This is a genomic window from Diplocloster agilis, assembly GCF_019042275.1.
In the GTDB taxonomy this organism is placed as follows: Bacteria; Bacillota; Clostridia; order Lachnospirales; family Lachnospiraceae; genus Diplocloster; species Diplocloster agilis.
Genome location: NZ_JAHQCW010000016.1, coordinates 63,504 through 84,249 on the forward strand (window position 1 = coordinate 63,504; position 20,746 = coordinate 84,249).

Consider the following 20,746-nt stretch of genomic DNA (forward strand, 5'->3'; position numbering starts at 1 on the left):
ATCCCTCCTGTTAAATCATATATTGTATCAGATCGTTTTCCGTAAGATCCGGGCTTCTGTCAAAGGTTCCCGAGAGCGCTCCATCCTTCAGGATCAGAATCCGGTCGCTCATGCCGATTAATTCCTGCAGTTCCTCGGATATCATCAGGATCGATTTTCCGGACTGCTTATACTGGTTCATCAACTGGTAGATTGCCGCCTTGACCCCTACGTCGATCCCCCTGGTCGGGCAGTCCAGGATCAGCAGATCCGAGTCGTTGCCCAGCCATTTGGCCAGCGCCACTTTCTGTTTGTTGCCGCCGCTTAACTGGATACACAGCTGGTCCAGGGAACTCATCTTGATACTCAGCTTCCCGCTCTCCTTTCCGGCCAGCCCTTCTTCGGCTTTGGGCGAGACATAACAGCCTTTTTTAATCTTGTCATAGGACGGCAGGCAGATATTATCCCGTATGTTGGACAGCTTCATGATCGACTCCTGATCCCGGTTCTTGGACACATAGCCGATCTTTTGCCGGATCGCGGTTCTGGGATTGCGGATTCTGATCCGTTTCTCCCCTGCGTATACATTTCCTTTCTTCGGCTGCTGGATGCCGAAGATAACTTTCCCCAGTTCGTGCATGCCGCAGTCCGTCAGGCCGCCGATTCCCAGTATCTCCCCTTTCTTTAGGTTCAGGCTGATATCCTTCAGCAGGCTGCTGCTCACATGCTCCACCTCCAGCACCACCTGATCCGTCAGGGCTCTTTGCTGGTCCGTCCGGTAGTAATCGTCCTGCACGTCCCGTCCCACCATGAGCTTTCTCATGGTATCCGGCGTAATCTCCTCTTTTTTCAGATCCCGGACAAAATTCCCGTCCCGAAGTATGGTCACGGAATCACAGAGCTGCGTCAGCTCATCCAGGTCATGGGAGATGAAAATGATGGTCTTGCCCTCATCCCTTAACCGGTTCATCAGCCGGTACAGGATCTCACGTCCCTTCTGGGACAGGGCGGTGGTGGTCTCATCCACGATCATCACCTTTACCTCTTCATACATTGCCCTGGCGATCTCCACAATCTTCCGGTTCTCGAAGGACTCCCCGTCGATTGGATTTTCCGCCCGGATATCCGACGCCCCGATCTCATCCAGGATATTCTGCGCCGCCCGGATCATCTCCTTCTTCCTAACGATTCCCATATGGGCGAACAGATTTTCCTTTCCGGCGAACACGTTGGCCGCCACACTGATTCCATCGATCGTGCCCATCTCCTGGACGATCATGCAGATCCCCTGCCTTGCGGCGTCCAGCACCGATTCCGGCTGATACGGCTTCCCGTTCAGGGTCATGGTTCCCTCCTCCGCCTTGTAGACGCCGGTAATCACAGACGCCATCGTTGATTTTCCGGAGCCGTTTTCCCCGATCAGCCCGTGTATCTCACCTGACCGGAAATCAATGCTGACCTGATTGAGGGCTTTGACGATTCCGAAGTTTTTCGTTATATTCGAAACCGACAAGACCGCTTTATCCTCCATTGCTTTCCCTCCCTTTTTCATCTTCCTTTATGCAACTTTCGTAAACCAAGTATAGCAACGGATTCGAAGTAAAATAATAAAATATCCGACCTTTTTGTTTACTATCCCATCATGTTCGGGTTCGGATATTTACCATAAATTCCGGCTGTGCTACTATAAGAGAAAGCTGCAAATTAATAAAATGCACCGAAAAAGAGGGAGACGGTTATGGACAGCCTGCAGGTTTTGTTAGTGGACGATGAATATCTGGCAATTGAAGATCTGAAATCAATGGTGGACTGGGAAGCCCTGGGGTATCATATCGCGGGCGCGGCCCACAATGGAAAGCAGGCGCTTCATATCGCCGACCGGGAAAAGCTGGATATCATTATCACGGACATCAGCATGCCCGGCATGGACGGTATCGAACTGATCCGGCAGATACGCAGGAAGCAGCCCCGCATGCTGTTTCTGCTGCTGACCGCCTACGCGGAAATCGATTATATGAAGCAGGCGTTCCGTCTGGGCGTGGAAGATTATCTGATGAAGGACGAGATCACCTCGGACAGTCTGTCCGCGAAACTGACCGATATACGGGATAAATATCTGTCGGATCTGCGTCTTAATTACACCTATATCCAGAAGAGCCTGCACCACGCATTTCTGGACAGCAACGCCGCCATGCCGGAGGATGTCCTGTCCGTCTTACCGTCCGCGTATTCTTATCTGGTCATTGCCCCGGATATCCTGTTTCCCTGGGTGGAGGATCAGGGCCTGCAGGAACGGTACCCCATCACCAAACGATTGGCGGACGCACAGGTCCTGTGTGAGAGCTTCCGGGATGCACACGGGGAGAATCTCTATGTATTCCAGGCTTACAATAATAAACTGGTCATGCTGCTCAAGGTGCCGCCCACCAATTCCGGGGCGCAGGTTCAGCAGTCCGTCTACCGTTTTACCCAGGCGCTGCACCGGCATTTTACCGAACATATGGCGGAGAGCTTCTCGCTTTTCTACCATCCTCAGGAGCAGCCGCTTGATAAGCTGCACCGGGATTATTTCTGCCGTCAGAAAACCTTGCGGGCCCGGTATTTTCTGGAAAACCGGCAGGTCCGGTCCCTGGATGACCCGGATCTGTTCATCACGAATACCAGGACCGGTCTGACGGAGACAAAATTAAACGCGCTGATGGAAGAGGACCCGGATCAGCTGCTGTCCTTCACCGAGGATCTGTTTCAGACCATCCTTTCCCGGCACAATTATCTGGGCCTGTCGGAGTACACACAGGTGTATTTTTCCTGCATTTTCCACAGTATGTCTGTGGAACCGGATGATTTAAAGGACAGCGATCTTATCAACGCCCGGTCCGCTCACAGCTGGGTCCTGGCTCAGCTTGAACAGATCTGCCGCTTGAAGAAGCATAAGAGGACCCGGGAAACCCAAAAAGCGATTCAGTTCATTTCCGATTATTATGCCGACGAGCATCTGTCGGTTCAACAGATCGCAGATGAAGCGGGCTTAAGCACCACCCATCTGGGACGGGTCTTCAAACAGGACACCGGCTTCACCGTATGGGATTACCTTACCAGATACCGGATCGAACAGTCCTGTAAAATAATGGAAAAAGAGGATCTGAAAATCTACCGTGTGGCCGAGATGGTCGGTTATTCTTCCTCCCAGTATTTTAGCCAGGTGTTCTATAAGCTGAAGGGAATCAAGCCCATCGAATATAAAAACAAGTTCTCCTATACCCTGAAAGGAGGAGCGGAATGAAAACACGATCAAAAATCGGACAGAAGCTGAAACGCCGCACCAGCATCCTGGTGATTCTGGCCGTTCTCACCATCAGCATCCCGCTAATTTTCCTCTTCTCCTGGAATTATGTCAAAAATTCCGTCAATAACATGAACGTCATCTCCGACCAGATCGTCGACCAGATGAATGACAGCTGCAAAAGCGTAATACAGTATGCCGGCTGGATCACTACAGATAAGCGCCTGCTCTCGCTGATTCAGGAATACGGCCTCACGCGGGCGGAGGAAGAACGGGCCTACTATGAAAGCCTCATTTCTAACCAGCTGACGGAACTGGCGGGTATGAGCGCCTCCATACAGGATATCGTCCTGCTGCTGGAGGACGGAAGGGTGTTCCGCTCCGTATTTATCGAAGATTCCGATGTGGAACGCATCTTAAGCTCCGACTGGTATCGGAAACAGGAGGAAGAGAATTATCTGAAGTTCTTCTACCCCGACGGACCGGACCGCTTCACGTTCTGCGCTCCCCTGGAATCCATGTCCGGGCTGTACGGTAAGATTATTCTGACCTTCCGGGCGGACAGCCTGATCCAGCTGATCCAGACTGCCGATAAGACCTTCCGGCATTATCTCTGGCTGGACGCCTGGAACCAGCCCTTTTATTCCGGCGGCGGCGATACCGCTTTTGATTATGCCCCGGTGTTAGATCACAGCGCCAGATACCGGTTACAGGAGGATTTTATCCTGAACCGCGGAAGCGGAATCTATATCACCCATATCAGCGAGGTTACCCGCTGGAAATTCATCGCGTTTGTGCCCTATCATGAACTGCTTGGGAACTTTTTCCCTATTTTTATCATTCTGATCGTATCCGTCCTGTTGGTTGTCCTGCTGGCCAGCTTTATCCTGAATCCCCTGATCCGCAATATCATCGAACCGCTGGAAGTCCTCTCCCAGCACATGAAAAAGGTTCCGGGGGGCGAAGAAGCGCTGGTGGATATCCGTACCGGCGACGAGATCGAGGATCTGAGCCACGCGTTCAATCAGATGACCCTGGAGCTGCAAAAACATATCCGCAGGCTTCTGGAAAATGAAAAAACGAAGCAGCAGATGAAGTATGGCCTGCTGATCTCTCAGATCAACCCTCACTTTATCTATAACACCATGAATACCATTAATTATCTGGCCCGGAAGGGGCGGACCGGGGATATCGTGGTGCTGAATAACGCGCTGATCCGGATTCTGAAGGACAGCCTGCGGATCAATGACATCTCCGTCTTCGACACGGTGGAACAGGAAATCGATGTGGTCAAACAGTACATGACGATCCAGTCCTGCCGCTATGCGGATCAGATCCGGGTGTTCTGGGAAGTGAAGGAAGATGTACTGAACTTTAAAATCCCCAAGCATATCATACAGCCCATCGTTGAAAACGCGCTGCTGCATGGATTTTTGTCGGAGGATCTCTCCGGCTGGGAGGAGGAGCCTTTCATTCGGATTAAGATTTATAAAGAAGCGTTCTGCCTGCGAAACGCTCCTCCTGAGACGGGCCGGGAGCCGGACGAAAAAACAGATGCGGACCAGCTTGTGATCCGCATCGAAGACAACGGGGTAGGCATTGATATGGAGCAGTACCGGCAGCTGTGTCTGGAAGCGGACCGGCAGGAAGAGAACGAGGCCTCCCGGGGCAGCCACATCGGGCTGGCCAACATTCGGTGGCGGTTAAACTATCTGCTGAAGGAGGAACAGTCGCTGACCGTGGAGCAGGCATCACCCCACGGGACGGTGGTCACCATCCGAATCGGAAAGCAGGCCTGAACGGATCTCTTATTTTTTCATAGTCAGAAATCTGGCGCTGTAAGGACGTTCCAGTGTGATCCCAAGCTCTTTCGCAGCCGGGTCCCACTTCACGGTATCCTCCGCAAAGGAAGGATACCGTAATTCGGGTGCTTTGGTCCGGTCCTCCACAAAGTCCAAAGGAATGACGGCCTCCTTTTCCGTGCCGTTTAAACGCCACACCGCTATATAATAAGCCTTCGCTCCCTCCAGGCAGAAGCACAGCCAGGGCGCGTCCCACTTATGCAGCCCCAGCGGCCAGCGGGGCACCGCTCCCGTTATTTCCTTCCGGTAGCCTTTATAGCACGTGACCGCCTCGGCCGCCAGCCGACGGCATGCCGGGGCCAGCTGATCCAGCCTGCCGCCCATATGTACCCGGAAGAGCATGCTGTTGATCATGTTAAATACCGTATCCTCCGCATCCGAATCTTTCCCCGGATAGGACCAGATTCCGCACTGCTCCGGCGTCACCGCCGACGCGCTGTTGGCTGCGATGACAGCCATCTTACGGGAATCCTCCTGATCGCTGCAGGACTGGATGCTCATGCGGGACAGCATGGCATAATCCATTCTCAGTCCCCCGCTGCCACAGTTCTCCAGAATCAGATCCGGGTACATCTCCCGGACGGAATCCAGCCATTGGAGATAAGCCCGGTTATGCCGCAGAAGCCCGTCTCCCAGGCTGAACGCCTGATAATCGGTTCCCGGTCCGCTGCACATATTATAGTCCAGCTTAATGTAACCGAATCCGTAAGTTTCCACCATGTCCCGGATAATGTCCGCAGCTCTTTTTCTTACCTGTTCATTTCGAAAATCCAGCTGATACCGGCCGGAATCGATCACAGCATTTCCATCCCGTTCAAAAAGCCAGTCCTTTGGCAGTTGATCCGCAAGGGGGCAGTCTATGCCAAACGCCTCCAGCTCCAGCCAGATTCCCGGTATCATATGGTATTGGCGGATTTTTTGAACCACCTCTTCCAGTCCGTTGGGAAACCGTTCCTTAGATGGTTTGAACTCGCCAAAGGTATACTGCCAGTCGCCCGCGTCATACCAGCCGCAGTCTATGACGAAAACTTCGCATCCCGCGTCCGCCGCCTGTTCGATCAGCGGAAACAGCCTCTCCGCCGTAGAGTCCCCCATGAAGCCGTTCATGTAATCATTGTAAATAACCGGCAGCCGCTCATAATCTATATGGGGCCGGCGAATCCTGCGGCGGTAATTTGTCAGGTGCGCCAGCGCTTCCTCCACGCTCTGTGTTCCAAAGGCCATGGCCGCGGGGACGCTTTGAAAGGACTCACCGGGATTCAGCCGGATTCTCCAATGATTTTCTTCCAGCCTCGGTCCGCTCAACTGCAGGTAAAAAGTATTCATACACGGATTTTCCAGGAGTGGGCCCCGGTAATCCTGGGCCGCGATCCCGGCCTCCCACGCCCAGGCCCCGTTGGATTCGATCTGCCATACGGCCGACTCCTTCCCCCCGGCAAACGTCAGGCCCCCCATCGGCAGGTGTTCTCCGCTGGAAAGGCCGCTGCTGTTGGATATGTGAATCCGGTCGTAGCTCAGATTCCCATAGGCCTCCAGTCCCGCCCTTCGCAGACTCCTGGTTACCCATCTGCATTCTTCCGACCAGGTATTATGAGGTTCATAGAGGAGCAGCTGATCCACCTCATTTTCATGATTTTTTCCTATTGGGAATCCATATTGCAGGGAACTGATCCCCTCTAGCGTCAGGGGCCGGGTTCCATGATTCGTGATCCCGCTGCTGCACCGGAATACCGGTATGCCTTCATATAATGTGAAGGTGGTCGTTACCGTCAGATCCTGATGCTTTTGTACAAACCGTATTTCTTTTCCCCCGTCCCTGTCGAGGATTTCATGGGACTGGTAACTAAGGGGCAGCTGTCCGGTATCGTAATAATTCTTCGCTCCCCGGAAAGAATAGTTGGGAAGTCCCGGTGTCAATACGTCCACGATACGGCAGCCTTTATAATCCGTGTCCGGCTCCCGGTCATTGATTCCTGCGTACAGCAGAGTTACCTCCTTGCCTTTTTCATAAGCAAAGATCAGATTCAGATAAGGTTCTTTCCATTTCAGATAATTCATCTTTTCCTCCCACGTATTCTTACTTCCGCATATTCATACTTCCACATATTCATATGGCGCTCATGCTAATGATTCTGTTATAAAATCATTTTAACGGAACGGACGCAGGAAAAAAGTGAATATAAACTCATTTTGTTAAATATCCATGCAGAATATTTCTGATAGATGTTTTAAAATGAAGCTTCCATTAAGAATTCGCGAACGAATTTCCGAACAATATGTGAAAGATTAGAGTCCTCTTTGACATAGCGTTTTTTGGATGATATAATAGAAAAACAAATCTGAGGAAGAAGCAGCTTCTGAATAATCTTTTGTACTTCGCCGCAACACGCATGTTGTACGTCTGCCGGAAGATATACGGTATATGAATCAGATCCCAAATCCCATATCATCATTGCTTGTAGTATTCTAATACATCCTTTATAATATTCTTATATAATTCCCATGAAAAAAAAGCAGCGAATAGTTACAGATATAAGGAGGCCGTTTCTTCCCTGAATACATTTCAAGGAGGAAAAACATGAATACAACAACCGATTACATCGGGACGAACAAAGGCTATAAGGACCGGTTGTTCCGCCTTTTGTTCACCGAAAAGAATTACGGCCTGGACCTGTATAACGCGTTAAACCATACGGCTTACAGGAACACGGAAGATCTGGAGATCAAGACCCTGGAGGATGCCATCTGGATGAAAATGAAAAATGATGTGGCCTATCTGATCCGTGATATCCTCTCACTGTACGAGCATCAAAGCACAATGAATCCGAATCTTCCGGTCCGGGGCCTGCTTTATTTCGCGGATATGTTCCGGGGGCTCCTGCACGGCAAGCATATCTACGGTACAAAGCTGGTGTCCTTGCCTACGCCGGTTTACATCGTATTTTATAACGGTGACCAGGAGATCGGGGAAGAAAAATGGCTGAAGCTGTCCGACGCATTTATACATGGAAATGAGCAGTCTAAAATGGAATTGCAGGTTCAGATCCTTAATATCAACAACGGGCATAACAGCCAGCTGATGGAGCGGTGCCCTGTCCTCAAAGAATACGCGGTCCTGGTCGGAAAGGTGAAGTCCTACCGCGGGGAGATGAATTTTGAGGAGGCGGTTAAGCGGGCTGTGGACGAATGTATTGAAGAAGGAATATTGAGAGAGTTCCTGATGACGAGGAGGGCGGAAGTAATGAATTCAATCCTGACGGAATATAATGAAGAACAGGTTTTGGCCGACATAGGACAGGAACGTTACGAAGAAGGAAAAGCAGAGGGTAAGGCGGAAGATATTCTTGATCTGCTGGGAGAATGTGGAGAGGTCCCAGTAGATTTAAAAGAAATGATCTTATCGGAGAAGGACCCTGAGACACTAAAGCGCTGGTTGAAATTTGCGGCCAGAGCGGATTCTATAGAGGCGTTTAAAAAACGGATGCGTGAAGCTTAATTTTCGCTGTTTCAAAAGGAAACATTCAGTGTTTTTTGTTACTTGTAGTTTTTCGCTTTGGACTGTTTCGGACACTTGTAGAAATAAAAATGGTACACAAAACAGGCCGTTAAGTAATCCTTTAGATCCGGCCTGTTTTTAGAACTGTTTCCACTTCTCCTGGAAATCCCGGGCAAGATGTAGTATAATCATGCACATATCAGGAATTCAGCGGAGAAGATGCCATGTTTGGTTATGTAATGATAGATAAACCGGAACTTAAGGTGAAGGATTATTATAAATATAAAGCATATTATTGCGGCCTTTGCCGGATGTTAAAAGAGAAATATGGTTTTCTCGGGCAGATGACGCTGACTTATGATATGACGTTTGCAATCGTGCTGTTAACCTCTCTGTATGAGAGTGACACCGCTTTGTCCAAACATCATTGCATCGTTCATCCCGTGCAAAAGCATGAGATGCTTCAAAATGAGATCACGGAATACACTGCCGCCATGAATGTCATCCTGGCCTACTATCACTTTGAAGATGACTGGAAGGATGATAAGAGCCTGTCCGGTCTGGCCGGGTCCGCCCTGCTGAACCGGAAAGTCAGGAATATTATCCGGCAGTACCCTGTCCAAAGCGATGCTATCCGTAATTCCCTGAAACAGCTTCAGCAGTATGAGGCGGAGCGGGCCACGGATATCGACCTGGTGTCCGGCTGTTTTGGGCGGCTGATGGAGGAACTGTTCCTCTATCGCAAGGATCATTGGGAACCCACTCTTCGAAGACTGGGATTCTACCTGGGCAAATTCATTTATCTCATGGACGCCTACGAGGATCTGCCGGAGGATCTGAAGGAAAACCGCTACAATCCTCTGCGGTCTGTCTGTGAACAGGAAGATTATGAAGAGCGGTGTTATCAGATGATGCTCATGATGATGGGCGAGTGCAGCGCAGAATTTGAGAAACTTCCCTGTCTGCTGGATGCGGATATTCTGCGCAATATCCTCTATTCCGGCGTCTGGGCGAAATACAACAAGATACAGAAAAAGCGAAAGGAAGAAAGAGAACAAAACCATGATAACGGATCCCTATAGTGTACTGGGCGTGAACAGAAGCGCCTCCAACGATGAAATCAAACGAGCTTACCGGGAGCTGCTTCGCAAGTACCATCCCGATTCCTATGTAGGCAATCCCCTGTCCGGCCTGGCGGAGGAAAAATTCAAAGAAGTCCAGGAAGCCTACGACCAGATCATGAAAGAGCGGGAGGGCGGCTACGGCGGCCCGAACAGTTACGGAGGACCGCAGCAAAGCCAGCAGGCCTACGGCGGTTCCCAGGATGATGTGGAACTAAACGCGGTTGTCAACTATGTCAACTCCGGCCATTACCAGGAAGCCTTAAATCTGCTGTCCAGAATCCAGAACCGCAGCGCGCGCTGGTATTACTGCAGCGCCGCCGCCAACGCCGGAGTGGGCAATAACGTAGTCGCCGTGGATCATGCCCGCCAGGCGGTCAACATGGAACCCGGCAATCCTCAGTATAACCAGCTGTTAAACCAGCTGCAATGGAACAGCCAGCGCTACCAGCAGGGCGGTTACGGCAGCCGCGGCGGCGGCCTGCCCACGACCGGGAACTGCTGCTGCGACTTATGGATCGCGGACAGCTGCTGCGAATGTATGGGAGGAGATCTTTGTTCATGCATGTAAACGCAAGACAGATGGCCTTCACAGGCGTTTCTCTGGCACTTACAATCCTTTTGATGATACTGAGCGGTATTTTGAAGTTTAATACCCTGTTTTTACTCGGAGCCGCCTCTTTTTTCGTCGGCATTGTCATCCGTGAATTTGGGATGGGATTAGGCGCCGCGTTCTATGGAGCCTCCATCCTGTTAAGCTTCATGGTCGCCCCGAACAAGCTTCACTGCATAACCTTCGCCGCTATGGGCCTCTACATCCTGATCGTGGAGAGCGTCTGGAGGCAGTTAGGCAGGACGAAGACTGCGCTTAACCGGAAAGCATTATTCTGGGCAGCGAAATACCTGATCTTTAATATCCTTTATATTCCGATCCTGTTTCTGTTTCCCCGGCTTTTGTTCCAGCAGGAGCATACCTCCTCCTATCTCTGGATCGCGCTGGCCGTCGGGCAGGTTGTCCTGTTTGTATATGACCGGGCTTATGAATACTTCCAGTTTGCCGTCTGGGGTAAGCTGAGGAAGCACTTAAAATTAGATAAATAACAAAAGGGGACATGTCCATTTCGATTTGGGACATGTCCATTTCATCTACCGCTCACCGGAAGCCGCCCGCTCCTTAAACGCAGTTTCCACGCCGGTTATCTTCGTATGAAATACGATAACGATAACAATAGCAACGGCAACAGGGATAATCATGGTGCGCCACATGACGGCATACCCGGCCCGCTCTGCGATCGCACCGGCCAGCACCGGACCGGCCAGGTTCCCCAGATCCTGCCCGATATAGCTGGTACTGCTGGCAGAACCCCTTCTGGACTCCGGAACGCATTTCATGCACAAAGTCTGGACGGCCGGCTGGGCGGCGCCGTACCCGAAAGCAGAAACCACCGCCGCCGCCAAAAACATCGGCAGGCTGCCGGAAAAGCTGATGATCAGAAATGACAGGGCGAACAGGCACATGGCCGGTATCAGCGCCTTCACGGCGCCGAACCGGTCCGCAAGCTTTCCGACCGTGGTTGGCGCGAACAGCATGGAGACCGCATACACCGTATAGAACAGCCCGATATTCATAACTCCCCGGTTATTTGCGAAAATAACCAAAAACGAATTGATGTTGATGAAGGTCATCTGTAAAAAGAACAGCAGGACGGCCGGCAAAGCCGCTTCCCTGGCGAAAATGTTCTTGACCGATACCTGGAATTTCTTCTTTTCCCGTATGGGATTCTTGATCAGGGCCACTACCAGTACACCGCACATCGTGCAGCACCCGGCGATCACAAATGTGGGCTGATATCCGATGGTCTGGGCCAGTGACAGCCCGATCGTGGGACCAACCGCCTGGCAGGCGGCCTGGGCCAGCGTAAAGGTACCGATCCCGATCCCGAATTTATCGGCCGGAAGGGAATCCGCCGCCAGCGCCAGACAGCAGGTAGCCGTAAAGGCCTGGCCGCAGCCCTGAAGCAGCCGGAACCCGATCAGCATGGGCACGCTGTCGGAGATGCTGAAACCGAAAAAGGAAACCGCGATCACCGCGATCGCACCCATTAGAATGTATTTCCGGTTAAACGCATCGATGGAAGGACCGGATACGATCTTAAATATCAATGCGGTCAGCGCAAACAGACTGGACACCAGGCCCACAATCGTCGCAGTCGCGCCCAGATGATCCGCATATTTGGCAACCAGTGTATTTACCATCTGCATCCCCAGGAACAACATGGCGTTGGCCATAAAGACACAGGTATACACACGGTTCCATATTTTGGAACGGCCGCCGGAAGCTGATTTTGTTCGTTCACTACTCATTCTTTACCTCCAGTGTATCGCATTCACTGCGATATTCATGTCTTATTTCCGGCTTAATTTCGCTTCATCCGCCACATAGTCAAAGTCTGTAACGATACCGGCATCCTCCCGGGACGGAGCGCCCAGGACACTGAAGATAATCAGATTTTTTCTGAAACCATTCACATAGACAGGACCATGACGCAGTCCCTTGGGAACAAAGACGGCTCTGGGCTCCTCGAAGGACAGAATCTGTTCCTCCTCCCCTTCACCCAGATGGAATTCCACATGGGCCCCCAGATCCTCCGGATGGTCCGGGTCGGTGCCGTAGAAGAAGAACGTTTTGTCTGCATTATGGATCCATTTCGGATAAGGTCCGCCTTTGTGGCCGTCGGGGCCGATGTGTACGATCTTTTCTTCATCCTTGGACGTTCCCTCCATCATCATGAAATCATCCGTAACCGTCATGATCTCAACCCAGTTAGCCGCTTCATCCAGAAGTTCCTTTCCAAACATATAGACGGGAGATTTCCCCCGGATCGGCTCCCGGTCCTTTTTTAATATCATCTTGATACAATAATTTTCCGCTGAATTCATCGTTTGCGGTACCTCCATTTGCTCTACCTTTATGTCTTATTCCGGCGGAGAGTCTCAGGCAAGCTGTTTCTCAAAGTTGCCGATAGGGTCTACCGGATCACTGCCGTAAAATTTCTTATATGCTTCCATGTCATCTCCGATCACCGCTTTGATCTTCGCGTCATCTCCCACGAACTCAAAGTCGTTGACCACCTCAGCCGCCGCCTTACTGTTTACCGTATAGACGTTGGTGACCATTACATCCTTGTGGAAATTCGTAATGTAGATCGGGCCGTAGCGCACATTTTGAGGAATGAATACGGCGCGGGGAGAATCGAATTCAAATACCGTCTCGTCTTCTCCTTCGCCCAGGTGGAATTCCACATGCGCGCCCAGGTCATTCAGATCCTCCATATTGGTGCCGGAGAAGATCATGGTTTTATCACAGCCCTTGTTGTATTTCGGGAACGGGCCTCCCTTGTGATCGCCCATATTATAGGTTCTCTTTTCGAATCCTTCCGGAAAACCATTCATCATCATATAATTCCCGGTGATCATCAGGATCTCTACCATGTTCGGCGCGTCCTTATAATACTCCTGCCCCTGATATTCCTGTCCGAGAATCCAGGTTCCCGCGCGTCCGGGACGGCGGGGCCTGTCTTCGCGCAGCAGCATTTGAATGCAGTTTTTTTCATATTTTCCCATCTATTTATAACCTCCTTGATTTCTTTTTTGTATTTCCGATTCCTATGAGAAACCTGTATACGCTTCATGCCTGTTATGCTTTTAATACCTCTCCACGACTTCCAGCGTCTTCCGGTTCCTTGCAAAGCGCCGCATAAACGACCAGGACAGCCCAACCATGGAAGGCAGCGGCATGTGAGGCATATTCTCAATTCCTACCATGCGAAGATGATATTTCCCCGCGGTGTTTCGGATATCCGCCACATAGTGTTCAAATCCGTCGATAAACAAAACCTCACTCTTATCGCAGGGAATACCCAGCTTCCTGGTGACAAAGTCCTCACTTTTCGCCGTAGCTCCGATCTCATCCAATGTTTTTACCGGGCATCCGGAGGCCCTTAACCGTCTCTGCCAGCTTCCTGCCCGGCTCTCAAAGCTTAACGGGCACATAAATTCCTGTCCGGGCAGCAGATGGTCCGCCGCCTGATTTAACGGATACATGCAGCCGCACTCGCTGTAACCGCTGAAATTGATAAGCGGCATATCGATCTTACTCATAGCCTCTATCTTTTCATCCGGCACCAGCACTGCTTCGCCGCTCTCCTCCGGTTTCGGCAGGCCCGGGAAGTTACCGAGCGGCGCTGCCGCCGCCACCACATCGGGATGCCGGTAAGCGAATTCCCTGGTAAAGTGTCCGTTATGGGAATGCCCTGTTACATAGACACGGTCCGGATCTACCGGATAAAGCTCCGACGCGTCCTTTATCATCTCACACAGCAGATCATTATCATCCGGATGCTCCGCTGCGAAGAACAGAACGCACAGTTCGCCGAACGCAGCCAGCTTCACATACTCCAGATAGATCCCCAGTGCCGCCGGAATCAGATGATCATTCGAATAATTGACTTCCTGGAAAATGCATACCATCGGCAGCTTTTCTCCGTCTTTTCCCGCTGATTCAGGCGCCAGGAAGGTCCACCGGCTTCCGGCCCGGTCATGATTTTTACAAATCAAACCGTTCTTTTCCAAATATTCCTGAAGTCCGTCATCCTCCAGCCGGTCATACATGTATTCAAAATACATTCCTTCTGCCAGTTTTTTCCCCATCTCACTGTAGAGCAGCCGCTCTTTGTTATAGGTTGCGTTTCCGCATTGTGTAATCTGGAAGAAGTTATTGGTTTTATTGTTGGCCCAAAGACCGCTGATATTCAACACCGGAAGCTCCAAAGAGCCCATATGTTCCACCTTGGAATCCGGGTCCGTCACGTTTTCTCCCCCGGGTGTCTTCAGCGTGAATTCTTTGATGTCCGACAGCTTATGGCCGCTGCCGTATAGGGGCGAAAGATCCAGGTACAGCCTCTTTGGGTCCGCCGGAAAGATGGAGGTGGCTTCCATAAGGATATTGGAATACATCATGTTCTCATCCACCTGTTCCATCGCCACATACAGCAGCATCATCTGTTCCCGGCGGGCCATCTCGCTGTAAGCCTGGTAATGCTCCAGCATCTCCATAGCCCAGTACGGATTCGTATAATCTGTTTTCTCCAGAACCATCAGCGCCGGAAGCTTTTTCTGCGGATTCTCAAGCGCTTCCTTCGCAGCCATTACGATCCAGCGCACATGCCCCAGCTCGCGGTCCTCGTAATGAAAGCCCAGGTTCTTCCACTTCTCAATCACAGCCGGCACATTCATACTGCCGGTCTTGCTGTGGTAATCCTTCGGATTCTCATATCCTCTCCACAAGCTGTCATCGATGGTTTCTACCCGGTTGGGAACACAGGGATGCTCCTGCTTTGTGAGCCAGCGAACCAATTCATAGATCGAACTGGTCTTACTCTGCCATTTCGCTTCATCCCACAAATCTATGTTTTCATACTTACAAAATCGGTTCATTCTGTCCTCCATTTGCAGGTTCCCGTTCCAGTTTAAGTTCCATCTCCCTGGATTCCTTCCATCGGCTGCACGCTACGAAGTGTCCGGGTTCGACTTGTGTCAGTTCCTGATCCTTATTCTTACACTCCTCGCAAGCCATCCAGCAGCGGGGCGCGAAGCGGCATCCGGGTTTCGGATTCATGGGGCTTGGAACATCCCCGGTCAGCACGATCCGGTTTTCCTGCTCTTCGAAATCGATCTTCGGCACAGCCGACAGCAGCGCGATCGAGTAAGGATGCAGGGTGTTTGAAAATATCGTGTCGGTCGGCGCGATTTCCACGATCTGTCCCAGATACATGACCGCCACACGGTCGGAGATATGCCGCACCACGCTTAAGTCATGGGAAATGAACAGATAGGAAAGTCCCATCTCCTTTTGCATATCAATCAACAGGTTGATAATCGTCGCCTGTACCGATACATCCAGGGCCGATACCGGTTCATCGCAGACGATGAATTTCGGCTGCATAGCCAGCGCTCTGGCGATCCCCACCATCTGCCGCTTTCCGCCGTCCAGCTCATGGGGATACTGATCCAGTACGTAAGGTTCCAGTCCCACACGTTCGGCCAGCTTGCGCACCTTATCGTCCAGCTCTCTGCCTTCCGCGGTTTTATTGATTTTAAAGGGCTCAGACAAGATACTGCGGATGGGTTTTCTGGGGTTCAGGGAGGAGTACGGGTCCTGAAAGACCATCTGCGTCTTTTTCGTGAGCTCCAGGTTTTCCTTTTTGGATGGTTTCGTCACATCCTTGTCTTCATAGAAAATTTTCCCGCCGGTGGGCTTTAACAGCCGCATCAGCACATTGCCGACCGTGCTTTTCCCACAGCCGCTCTCCCCAACCAGGCCGAGGGTCTCGTTGGGCATGATCTCCATTGTGATATCGTCCACCGCGTGAAGATAGCCCTTCCCGGGAATCTTGAAATATTCTTTTAAATGTTCGACCCGCAGCAGCGGTTTCTGTGTACTCTGTCCGGTTGCCCCGGACTGAATTATATTTTCTTTCTTTATCTCGGTCATTGGTTGCCTCCCTTTGCGGGCCGCTTTGTTTCCGCCTTACCTCCGCGTTCCCAGCACTGCACATAATGATTTTCATTGACACAAATCATTTCCGGCTGCTTTGTCCGGCACGTCTTTGTACAATACCCGCAGCGGGGATGGAATTTACAGCCCTCCGGCAGCATCTGCGCGTTGGCCACATTGCCGGGTATCGAAGCCAGGCGTTCCCGTTTGCCGGTCAGCTTGGGTACGGCGTTTAACAATCCGATCGTATACCAGTGCATAGGATTTTCAAACACTTCCCTGACCGAGCCGTATTCCACGATCTCGCCTCCGTACATGATCGCCACGGTCTGGCACAATTCCGCGATGATTCCCAGATTGTGGGTAATCATAAGAAGGGAACTGTCCATGGTCTTCTGCAGATCCTTCATAAGCTCCAGGATCTGTGCCTGAATCGTAACATCTAATGCGGTGGTCGGCTCATCTGCGATCAGGATCTCCGGGGAGCAGACCAGCGCCGCCGCGATACCTACCCTCTGGCGCATCCCCCCCGAGAACTGATGGGGATAATCCTCCATACGGTATTCCGGTATTCCCACCATCTTCAGGAATTTTGCAGCCTCCGCATGGGCTTCTTTTTCCGTCATATGTCTGTGCTGGCGCAATACCATAGTGATCTGATGCCCCACCGTGAACACAGGATTCAGGGAGGACAGCGGGTTGGCAAATACCATGGAGATTTTGCCGCCTCGGATGGTATTCAGCTCTTTTTCTTTCATTTTCAGCAGGGACTGTCCCTTGTATTCGATGTCTCCGCCGGTGACATAACCGATCTTATCCGGCAGAAGTCCCATGACGGACAGCGCCGTAGTCGTCTTACCGGCGCCGCTCTCCCCGACCAGGCCCATGGCCTGCCCTTTATAGAGCGTCATGTTTAATCCATTCACTGCTTTGGCCACCGTATCACCGGAACGATATTCCACGCTTAATTTTGAAATTTTTAATATTTCTTCCATAACTTAAACTCACTTTCTATAGTGGAATTATCAGCCCCTTAATCCTTGTTCTTCGGATTAAGAATATCATTCAAACCGTCTCCCAAGAAGTTAAACGCCAGTACGGTCAGCATCAGCGCGATACCGGGTACGATAACGACCCACGGGGCCGTGGCGATATATTCACGCCCGTCCGAAATCATCGCTCCCCAGGAAGGGGACGGGGCCGGAACACCCAGGCCCAGATAACTCATGCTGGCTTCCGTCAGGATCATGCCGCCGAATGCCTGTGTGGCAGTGATGATGACGGGAGAGATTACATTTGGCAGTACTTCTTTTAATATGATTTTAGAATTCGGAATACCCAGTACCCGGGCGGCTTTCACATACTCACAGTCGCGGATGCTCATCACTGTGCTCCGCACCACTCTCGCCACCATGATCCAGCCGGTGATGGATAATACGACCACCAGGTTCGTGATGCTGGAACCCATGACGGCCACCACGCAGATCGCAAGGAGCAGGGTGGGCAGCGCCATCATAATATCGCAGATCCTCATCAGGATCAGATCCGCGATACCGCCGTAATATCCGGCCAGCAGGCCGATAATCAGTCCTAATATAGTGGTGATCAATACCACGCTGAACGCAATCAGCAGCGAAGTCCTGCCCCCCAGCAGCAGACGGGTCAGAACGTCCCGTCCCATGGGGTCACAGCCAAAAATATGTCTGGACAGTCCGCCAAAGATCCCTTCCGGAGCCGCCAGGCGGTTCGAAAGCTCTGCTTTCAGAGGATCGAACCGGACGAAGAGGGGCGATAAAAAGCAGACCGCAGCGATCACCAGGATGCCTGCAAGCCCAATCAAAAACAGCTTGCTCTTTCGCATCCGGCGCGTAAAATCTTTTCGATTCATGTTCTTTTCTCCCCCCTGTCAGTTAAAGGAAATACGTTTATCAATGAACGTATATAAAATGTCGACAATCAGATTACAAACTACCATAATCACAGCTACAATCAGCAGAATCGACTGCACCAGCTGAAAATCACGGGATGATATCGCAGTGACCGTCAACTGGCCAAGACCCGGCCAGTTGAAGATCTGTTCGATTACCATGGAGCCGCAGAGCAGGATGCCCAGCTGCGCGCCCGATATGGTTACGATCGGAAGGATCGCATTTTTAAATGCGTATTTGACATAGACCTGAAATTTGCTGACCCCGCGGGCACGGGTGGCCGTTATGTACTCTTCCTGGAGTACGTCGATCATGCTGGAACGAAGCATTCTCGTAACCAGGGAGCAGAACGCGAATCCCACGCACAGAGAGGGCATCACCATATTTTTCCAGCTCCCCACGCCCTGTGTCGGCAGCCATTTTAAGCCCACGCTGAAGATCAGGATCATCAGCAGGCACAGCCATACCGGGGACATAGCCTGGCCGCAGAGCGCAAAAGCAGTGGCGCAGGTATCCAGGGCGGAGCCTCTCTTGATTCCGGCCACCAGTCCCAGCGGAATCGAGATGATCAATGCGATGATTACGCCGATCACCGTGATCTTCGCCGTATTTACCAGCCTGGAGAGGATCAGGGGGCCGCAGTCCATATTAAAGTGGAAGGAATAGCCCAGATCGCCCTTCAACAGATTTCCTATGTACATAAAGTACTGGACCACATAGGATTGATCCAATCCCATACGGGTACGCATATTATCGATCTGCTCCTGTGTCGCCGTCGCCGGGAGCATCTGCACGGCCGGATCGCCCGGGGCGAGCCGTACCAGCGCAAACGCGATTATCGTAACACCGACAAGAACGATCAGAGTAAGCGCCAGCCGGCGTAGAATTTTCTTTAACACTTGGAACCCTCCTATTTCATCTGAACGAAACGGTATTCACCGGAACCATCCGCGAAAACATTGTAGTTGGACACATTGCCGGCGCTGGCGCACAGATAGGAAGGGGAATACAAGTAGGAGAACGGCGCCATCTCATCCATTTCGATCTGGAATACCTGCTCAATCAGTTTCGTACGTTCTTCCTTGTCACCGCAGGTCCGTACCTGCGCACACAGATCCGACATTTCCTGGTTCACATACTGGGAGCCGAATACGTCAAAGCCAATGATAACCGCAACTTCCGTCTGGGTGTCTCCCGCTGTGGAGGCGAACGCGCCCAGGATAATGTCAAAGCTTCCGGAGGAACGGCGGTCTGTGAAAGCTGCCTGCTCCAGGGGTTCCAATTTTACATTCAGGCCGACTTCCGCCGCCATAGACTGGACTGCCTGAGCCACTTCATCCGCACGGATAAAGCTGGAGCTGGTATAAACCATGGAAATCTCCGATCCGTCATAGCCGGATGCCTCTACCAGCGATTTGGCATGTTCCGGATCATATTTGTAGCCTTCCGCGTCCGCCTTATATCCTACGTTTCCTTCCGGGCAGGGCCAGGTCGCCGCGCTTCCGTTTCCGATAACGCTGGATACGATCGCTTCCCGGTCAATGGCTTCAGACAGCGCGATCCTTAAGTCCTTATTGTTAAACTGAGAGTTCTCGCCGCAGTTATATTCGATATGTATGTGAGTATCGGAAGCCACTTCCAGCATCGGGAATCCTTCCGCTTCCAGGTCTTTCTTATAATCCGCGCTTAACTGCAATACGATGTCCATATCACCGGAACGCAGGGCAGATGCGCGTGTGGTGTCCTCTCCGATGAACTGGTAATCGATGATGTCCACATTAGTTTTGGTATTATCGATCTCATCCCAGCCCCACCAGCTGTCGTTGCGGCTCATGATGCACTGTCCGGTCAGCTGGTCAAAGCTGTCCAGGGTAAAGGCTCCTGTTCCGACAGGCGCCAGGAAATATCCTTCCGGATCTGCTTCCAGCGCTGCCTTACAGATGATCAGCACGCGGTACAGCTCGTCATAGAACGTAGGCATCGGATTCGCCAGGCAGATAATTGCCGTCTTTTCATCGGGAGTTTCCACGGATTCCAGATCACCCCAGGCGCCGGTATCCGTCAGCGTCTTGTCATCCCTGATCCGCTCAAAGGTAGCTGCCACATCGGCGGAAGTGAAGTCACTGCCGTCCGCGAATTTTACTCCCTCTCTCAGGGTAAATGTATAGGAAAGGTAGTCGTCGGCCTGTGTCCATTCCGTGGCAAGCCCGGGGGAGTAGGTTCCCATGTGGTCTGAATTCACCAGAGGGTCGAAGATCAGGTAGTCCAGGTCATCGCAGCCGTATCCCACATTGACAAAACGGTCCAGGGTACTGACCTGGTCCGCATTGCTTCCGATGGTCAGGGTTACTTTGCCCGATGTGTCCACGGTTTGAGATGAGGAAGATGCCGCCTGGTCTCCCCCGGCCGGCTTCGCAGGGTTGTCCGTGCTCCCGCAGGCGGTCATTGACAGGATCATTGCTGCTGAAAGCACGCAGGTTAATAGTTTTGATACTCGTTTCATTTTCATTATAAGGTACCT

At 51.6% G+C, this 20,746-nt stretch carries 17 protein-coding genes; 6 read left to right on the forward strand and 11 right to left on the reverse strand.

Annotation, left to right across the window (positions count from 1 at the left end; all coding sequences use genetic code 11):
* Positions 1 to 10: 10 nt before the first annotated feature.
* Positions 11 to 1,510 carry a sugar ABC transporter ATP-binding protein gene (locus tag KTH89_RS11020; RefSeq protein ID WP_158342372.1) on the reverse strand — a complete coding sequence of 500 codons (1,500 nt, stop codon included), beginning with the start codon at positions 1,508 to 1,510 and terminating at the stop codon, positions 11 to 13.
* Positions 1,511 to 1,717: 207 nt separating this feature from the next.
* On the opposite strand from KTH89_RS11020, the gene KTH89_RS11025 reads away from it, so the two are divergent.
* Together KTH89_RS11025 and KTH89_RS11030 are read left to right on the forward strand one after the other, a co-directional pair.
* Positions 1,718 to 3,262: a response regulator transcription factor gene (locus tag KTH89_RS11025; RefSeq protein ID WP_158342371.1), complete on the forward strand. Its 1,545-nt coding sequence runs from the start codon at positions 1,718 to 1,720 to the stop codon at positions 3,260 to 3,262.
* Positions 3,259 to 5,061 carry a sensor histidine kinase gene (locus KTH89_RS11030; RefSeq protein WP_158342370.1) on the forward strand — a complete coding sequence of 601 codons (1,803 nt, stop codon included), beginning with the start codon at positions 3,259 to 3,261 and terminating at the stop codon, positions 5,059 to 5,061. Before KTH89_RS11025 ends, KTH89_RS11030 begins: the two co-directional genes overlap by 4 nt.
* 9 nt (positions 5,062 to 5,070) lie before the next feature.
* Here KTH89_RS11030 and KTH89_RS11035 read toward each other — a convergent pair whose 3' ends face one another.
* Positions 5,071 to 7,182 carry a glycoside hydrolase family 36 protein gene (locus KTH89_RS11035; RefSeq protein WP_158342369.1) on the reverse strand — a complete coding sequence of 704 codons (2,112 nt, stop codon included), beginning with the start codon at positions 7,180 to 7,182 and terminating at the stop codon, positions 5,071 to 5,073.
* Between the two features lie 520 nt (positions 7,183 to 7,702).
* On the opposite strand from KTH89_RS11035, the gene KTH89_RS11040 reads away from it, so the two are divergent.
* From KTH89_RS11040 to KTH89_RS11055, 4 genes are all read left to right on the forward strand, one after another.
* The gene (locus KTH89_RS11040) at positions 7,703 to 8,620 is read left to right on the forward strand and encodes a hypothetical protein (RefSeq protein WP_238721715.1); all 918 of its coding nucleotides are present in this window, start codon (positions 7,703 to 7,705) and stop codon (positions 8,618 to 8,620) included.
* Positions 8,621 to 8,844: 224 nt separating this feature from the next.
* The gene (locus tag KTH89_RS11045; RefSeq protein WP_238721717.1) at positions 8,845 to 9,702 is read left to right on the forward strand and encodes a DUF5685 family protein; all 858 of its coding nucleotides are present in this window, start codon (positions 8,845 to 8,847) and stop codon (positions 9,700 to 9,702) included.
* Complete coding sequence (locus tag KTH89_RS11050) at positions 9,683 to 10,312, forward strand: J domain-containing protein (RefSeq protein ID WP_158347729.1); 630 nt, start codon at positions 9,683 to 9,685, stop codon at positions 10,310 to 10,312. The genes KTH89_RS11045 and KTH89_RS11050 overlap by 20 nt, the downstream gene beginning before the upstream one ends.
* Complete coding sequence (locus tag KTH89_RS11055) at positions 10,303 to 10,842, forward strand: hypothetical protein (RefSeq protein WP_158347727.1); 540 nt, start codon at positions 10,303 to 10,305, stop codon at positions 10,840 to 10,842. The genes KTH89_RS11050 and KTH89_RS11055 overlap by 10 nt, the downstream gene beginning before the upstream one ends.
* A gap of 45 nt (positions 10,843 to 10,887) precedes the next feature.
* Here the strand turns inward: KTH89_RS11055 and KTH89_RS11060 are convergent, their stop codons facing one another.
* The 9 genes from KTH89_RS11060 to KTH89_RS11100 form a co-directional block, all read right to left on the reverse strand.
* A complete protein-coding gene (locus tag KTH89_RS11060; RefSeq protein ID WP_158347725.1) occupies positions 10,888 to 12,105 on the reverse strand; it encodes an MFS transporter in 1,218 nt (405 codons plus the stop codon).
* Positions 12,106 to 12,147: 42 nt separating this feature from the next.
* On the reverse strand, positions 12,148 to 12,681 hold the full coding sequence (locus KTH89_RS11065) for a hypothetical protein (protein WP_238721719.1): 534 nt from the start codon (positions 12,679 to 12,681) through the stop codon (positions 12,148 to 12,150).
* 54 nt (positions 12,682 to 12,735) lie between these two features.
* Entirely contained in the window at positions 12,736 to 13,365 is a 630-nt protein-coding gene (locus KTH89_RS11070) for a hypothetical protein (RefSeq protein WP_158347721.1), read from the reverse strand.
* Between the two features lie 81 nt (positions 13,366 to 13,446).
* On the reverse strand, positions 13,447 to 15,237 hold the full coding sequence (locus KTH89_RS11075; RefSeq protein ID WP_158347719.1) for an alpha/beta hydrolase family protein: 1,791 nt from the start codon (positions 15,235 to 15,237) through the stop codon (positions 13,447 to 13,449).
* Positions 15,221 to 16,294, reverse strand: coding sequence for an ABC transporter ATP-binding protein (locus KTH89_RS11080; RefSeq protein ID WP_238721721.1), 1,074 nt, complete (start codon positions 16,292 to 16,294; stop codon positions 15,221 to 15,223). Before KTH89_RS11080 ends, KTH89_RS11075 begins: the two co-directional genes overlap by 17 nt.
* A complete protein-coding gene (locus KTH89_RS11085) occupies positions 16,291 to 17,292 on the reverse strand; it encodes an ABC transporter ATP-binding protein (RefSeq protein WP_158348682.1) in 1,002 nt (333 codons plus the stop codon). Before KTH89_RS11085 ends, KTH89_RS11080 begins: the two co-directional genes overlap by 4 nt.
* Before the next feature lie 38 nt (positions 17,293 to 17,330).
* A complete protein-coding gene (locus KTH89_RS11090; protein ID WP_158348683.1) occupies positions 17,331 to 18,185 on the reverse strand; it encodes an ABC transporter permease in 855 nt (284 codons plus the stop codon).
* A gap of 18 nt (positions 18,186 to 18,203) precedes the next feature.
* The gene (locus KTH89_RS11095) at positions 18,204 to 19,124 is read right to left on the reverse strand and encodes an ABC transporter permease (RefSeq protein WP_158348684.1); all 921 of its coding nucleotides are present in this window, start codon (positions 19,122 to 19,124) and stop codon (positions 18,204 to 18,206) included.
* 11 nt (positions 19,125 to 19,135) lie between these two features.
* Positions 19,136 to 20,734 carry an ABC transporter substrate-binding protein gene (locus KTH89_RS11100; protein ID WP_238721723.1) on the reverse strand — a complete coding sequence of 533 codons (1,599 nt, stop codon included), beginning with the start codon at positions 20,732 to 20,734 and terminating at the stop codon, positions 19,136 to 19,138.
* Positions 20,735 to 20,746 lie beyond the last annotated feature (12 nt).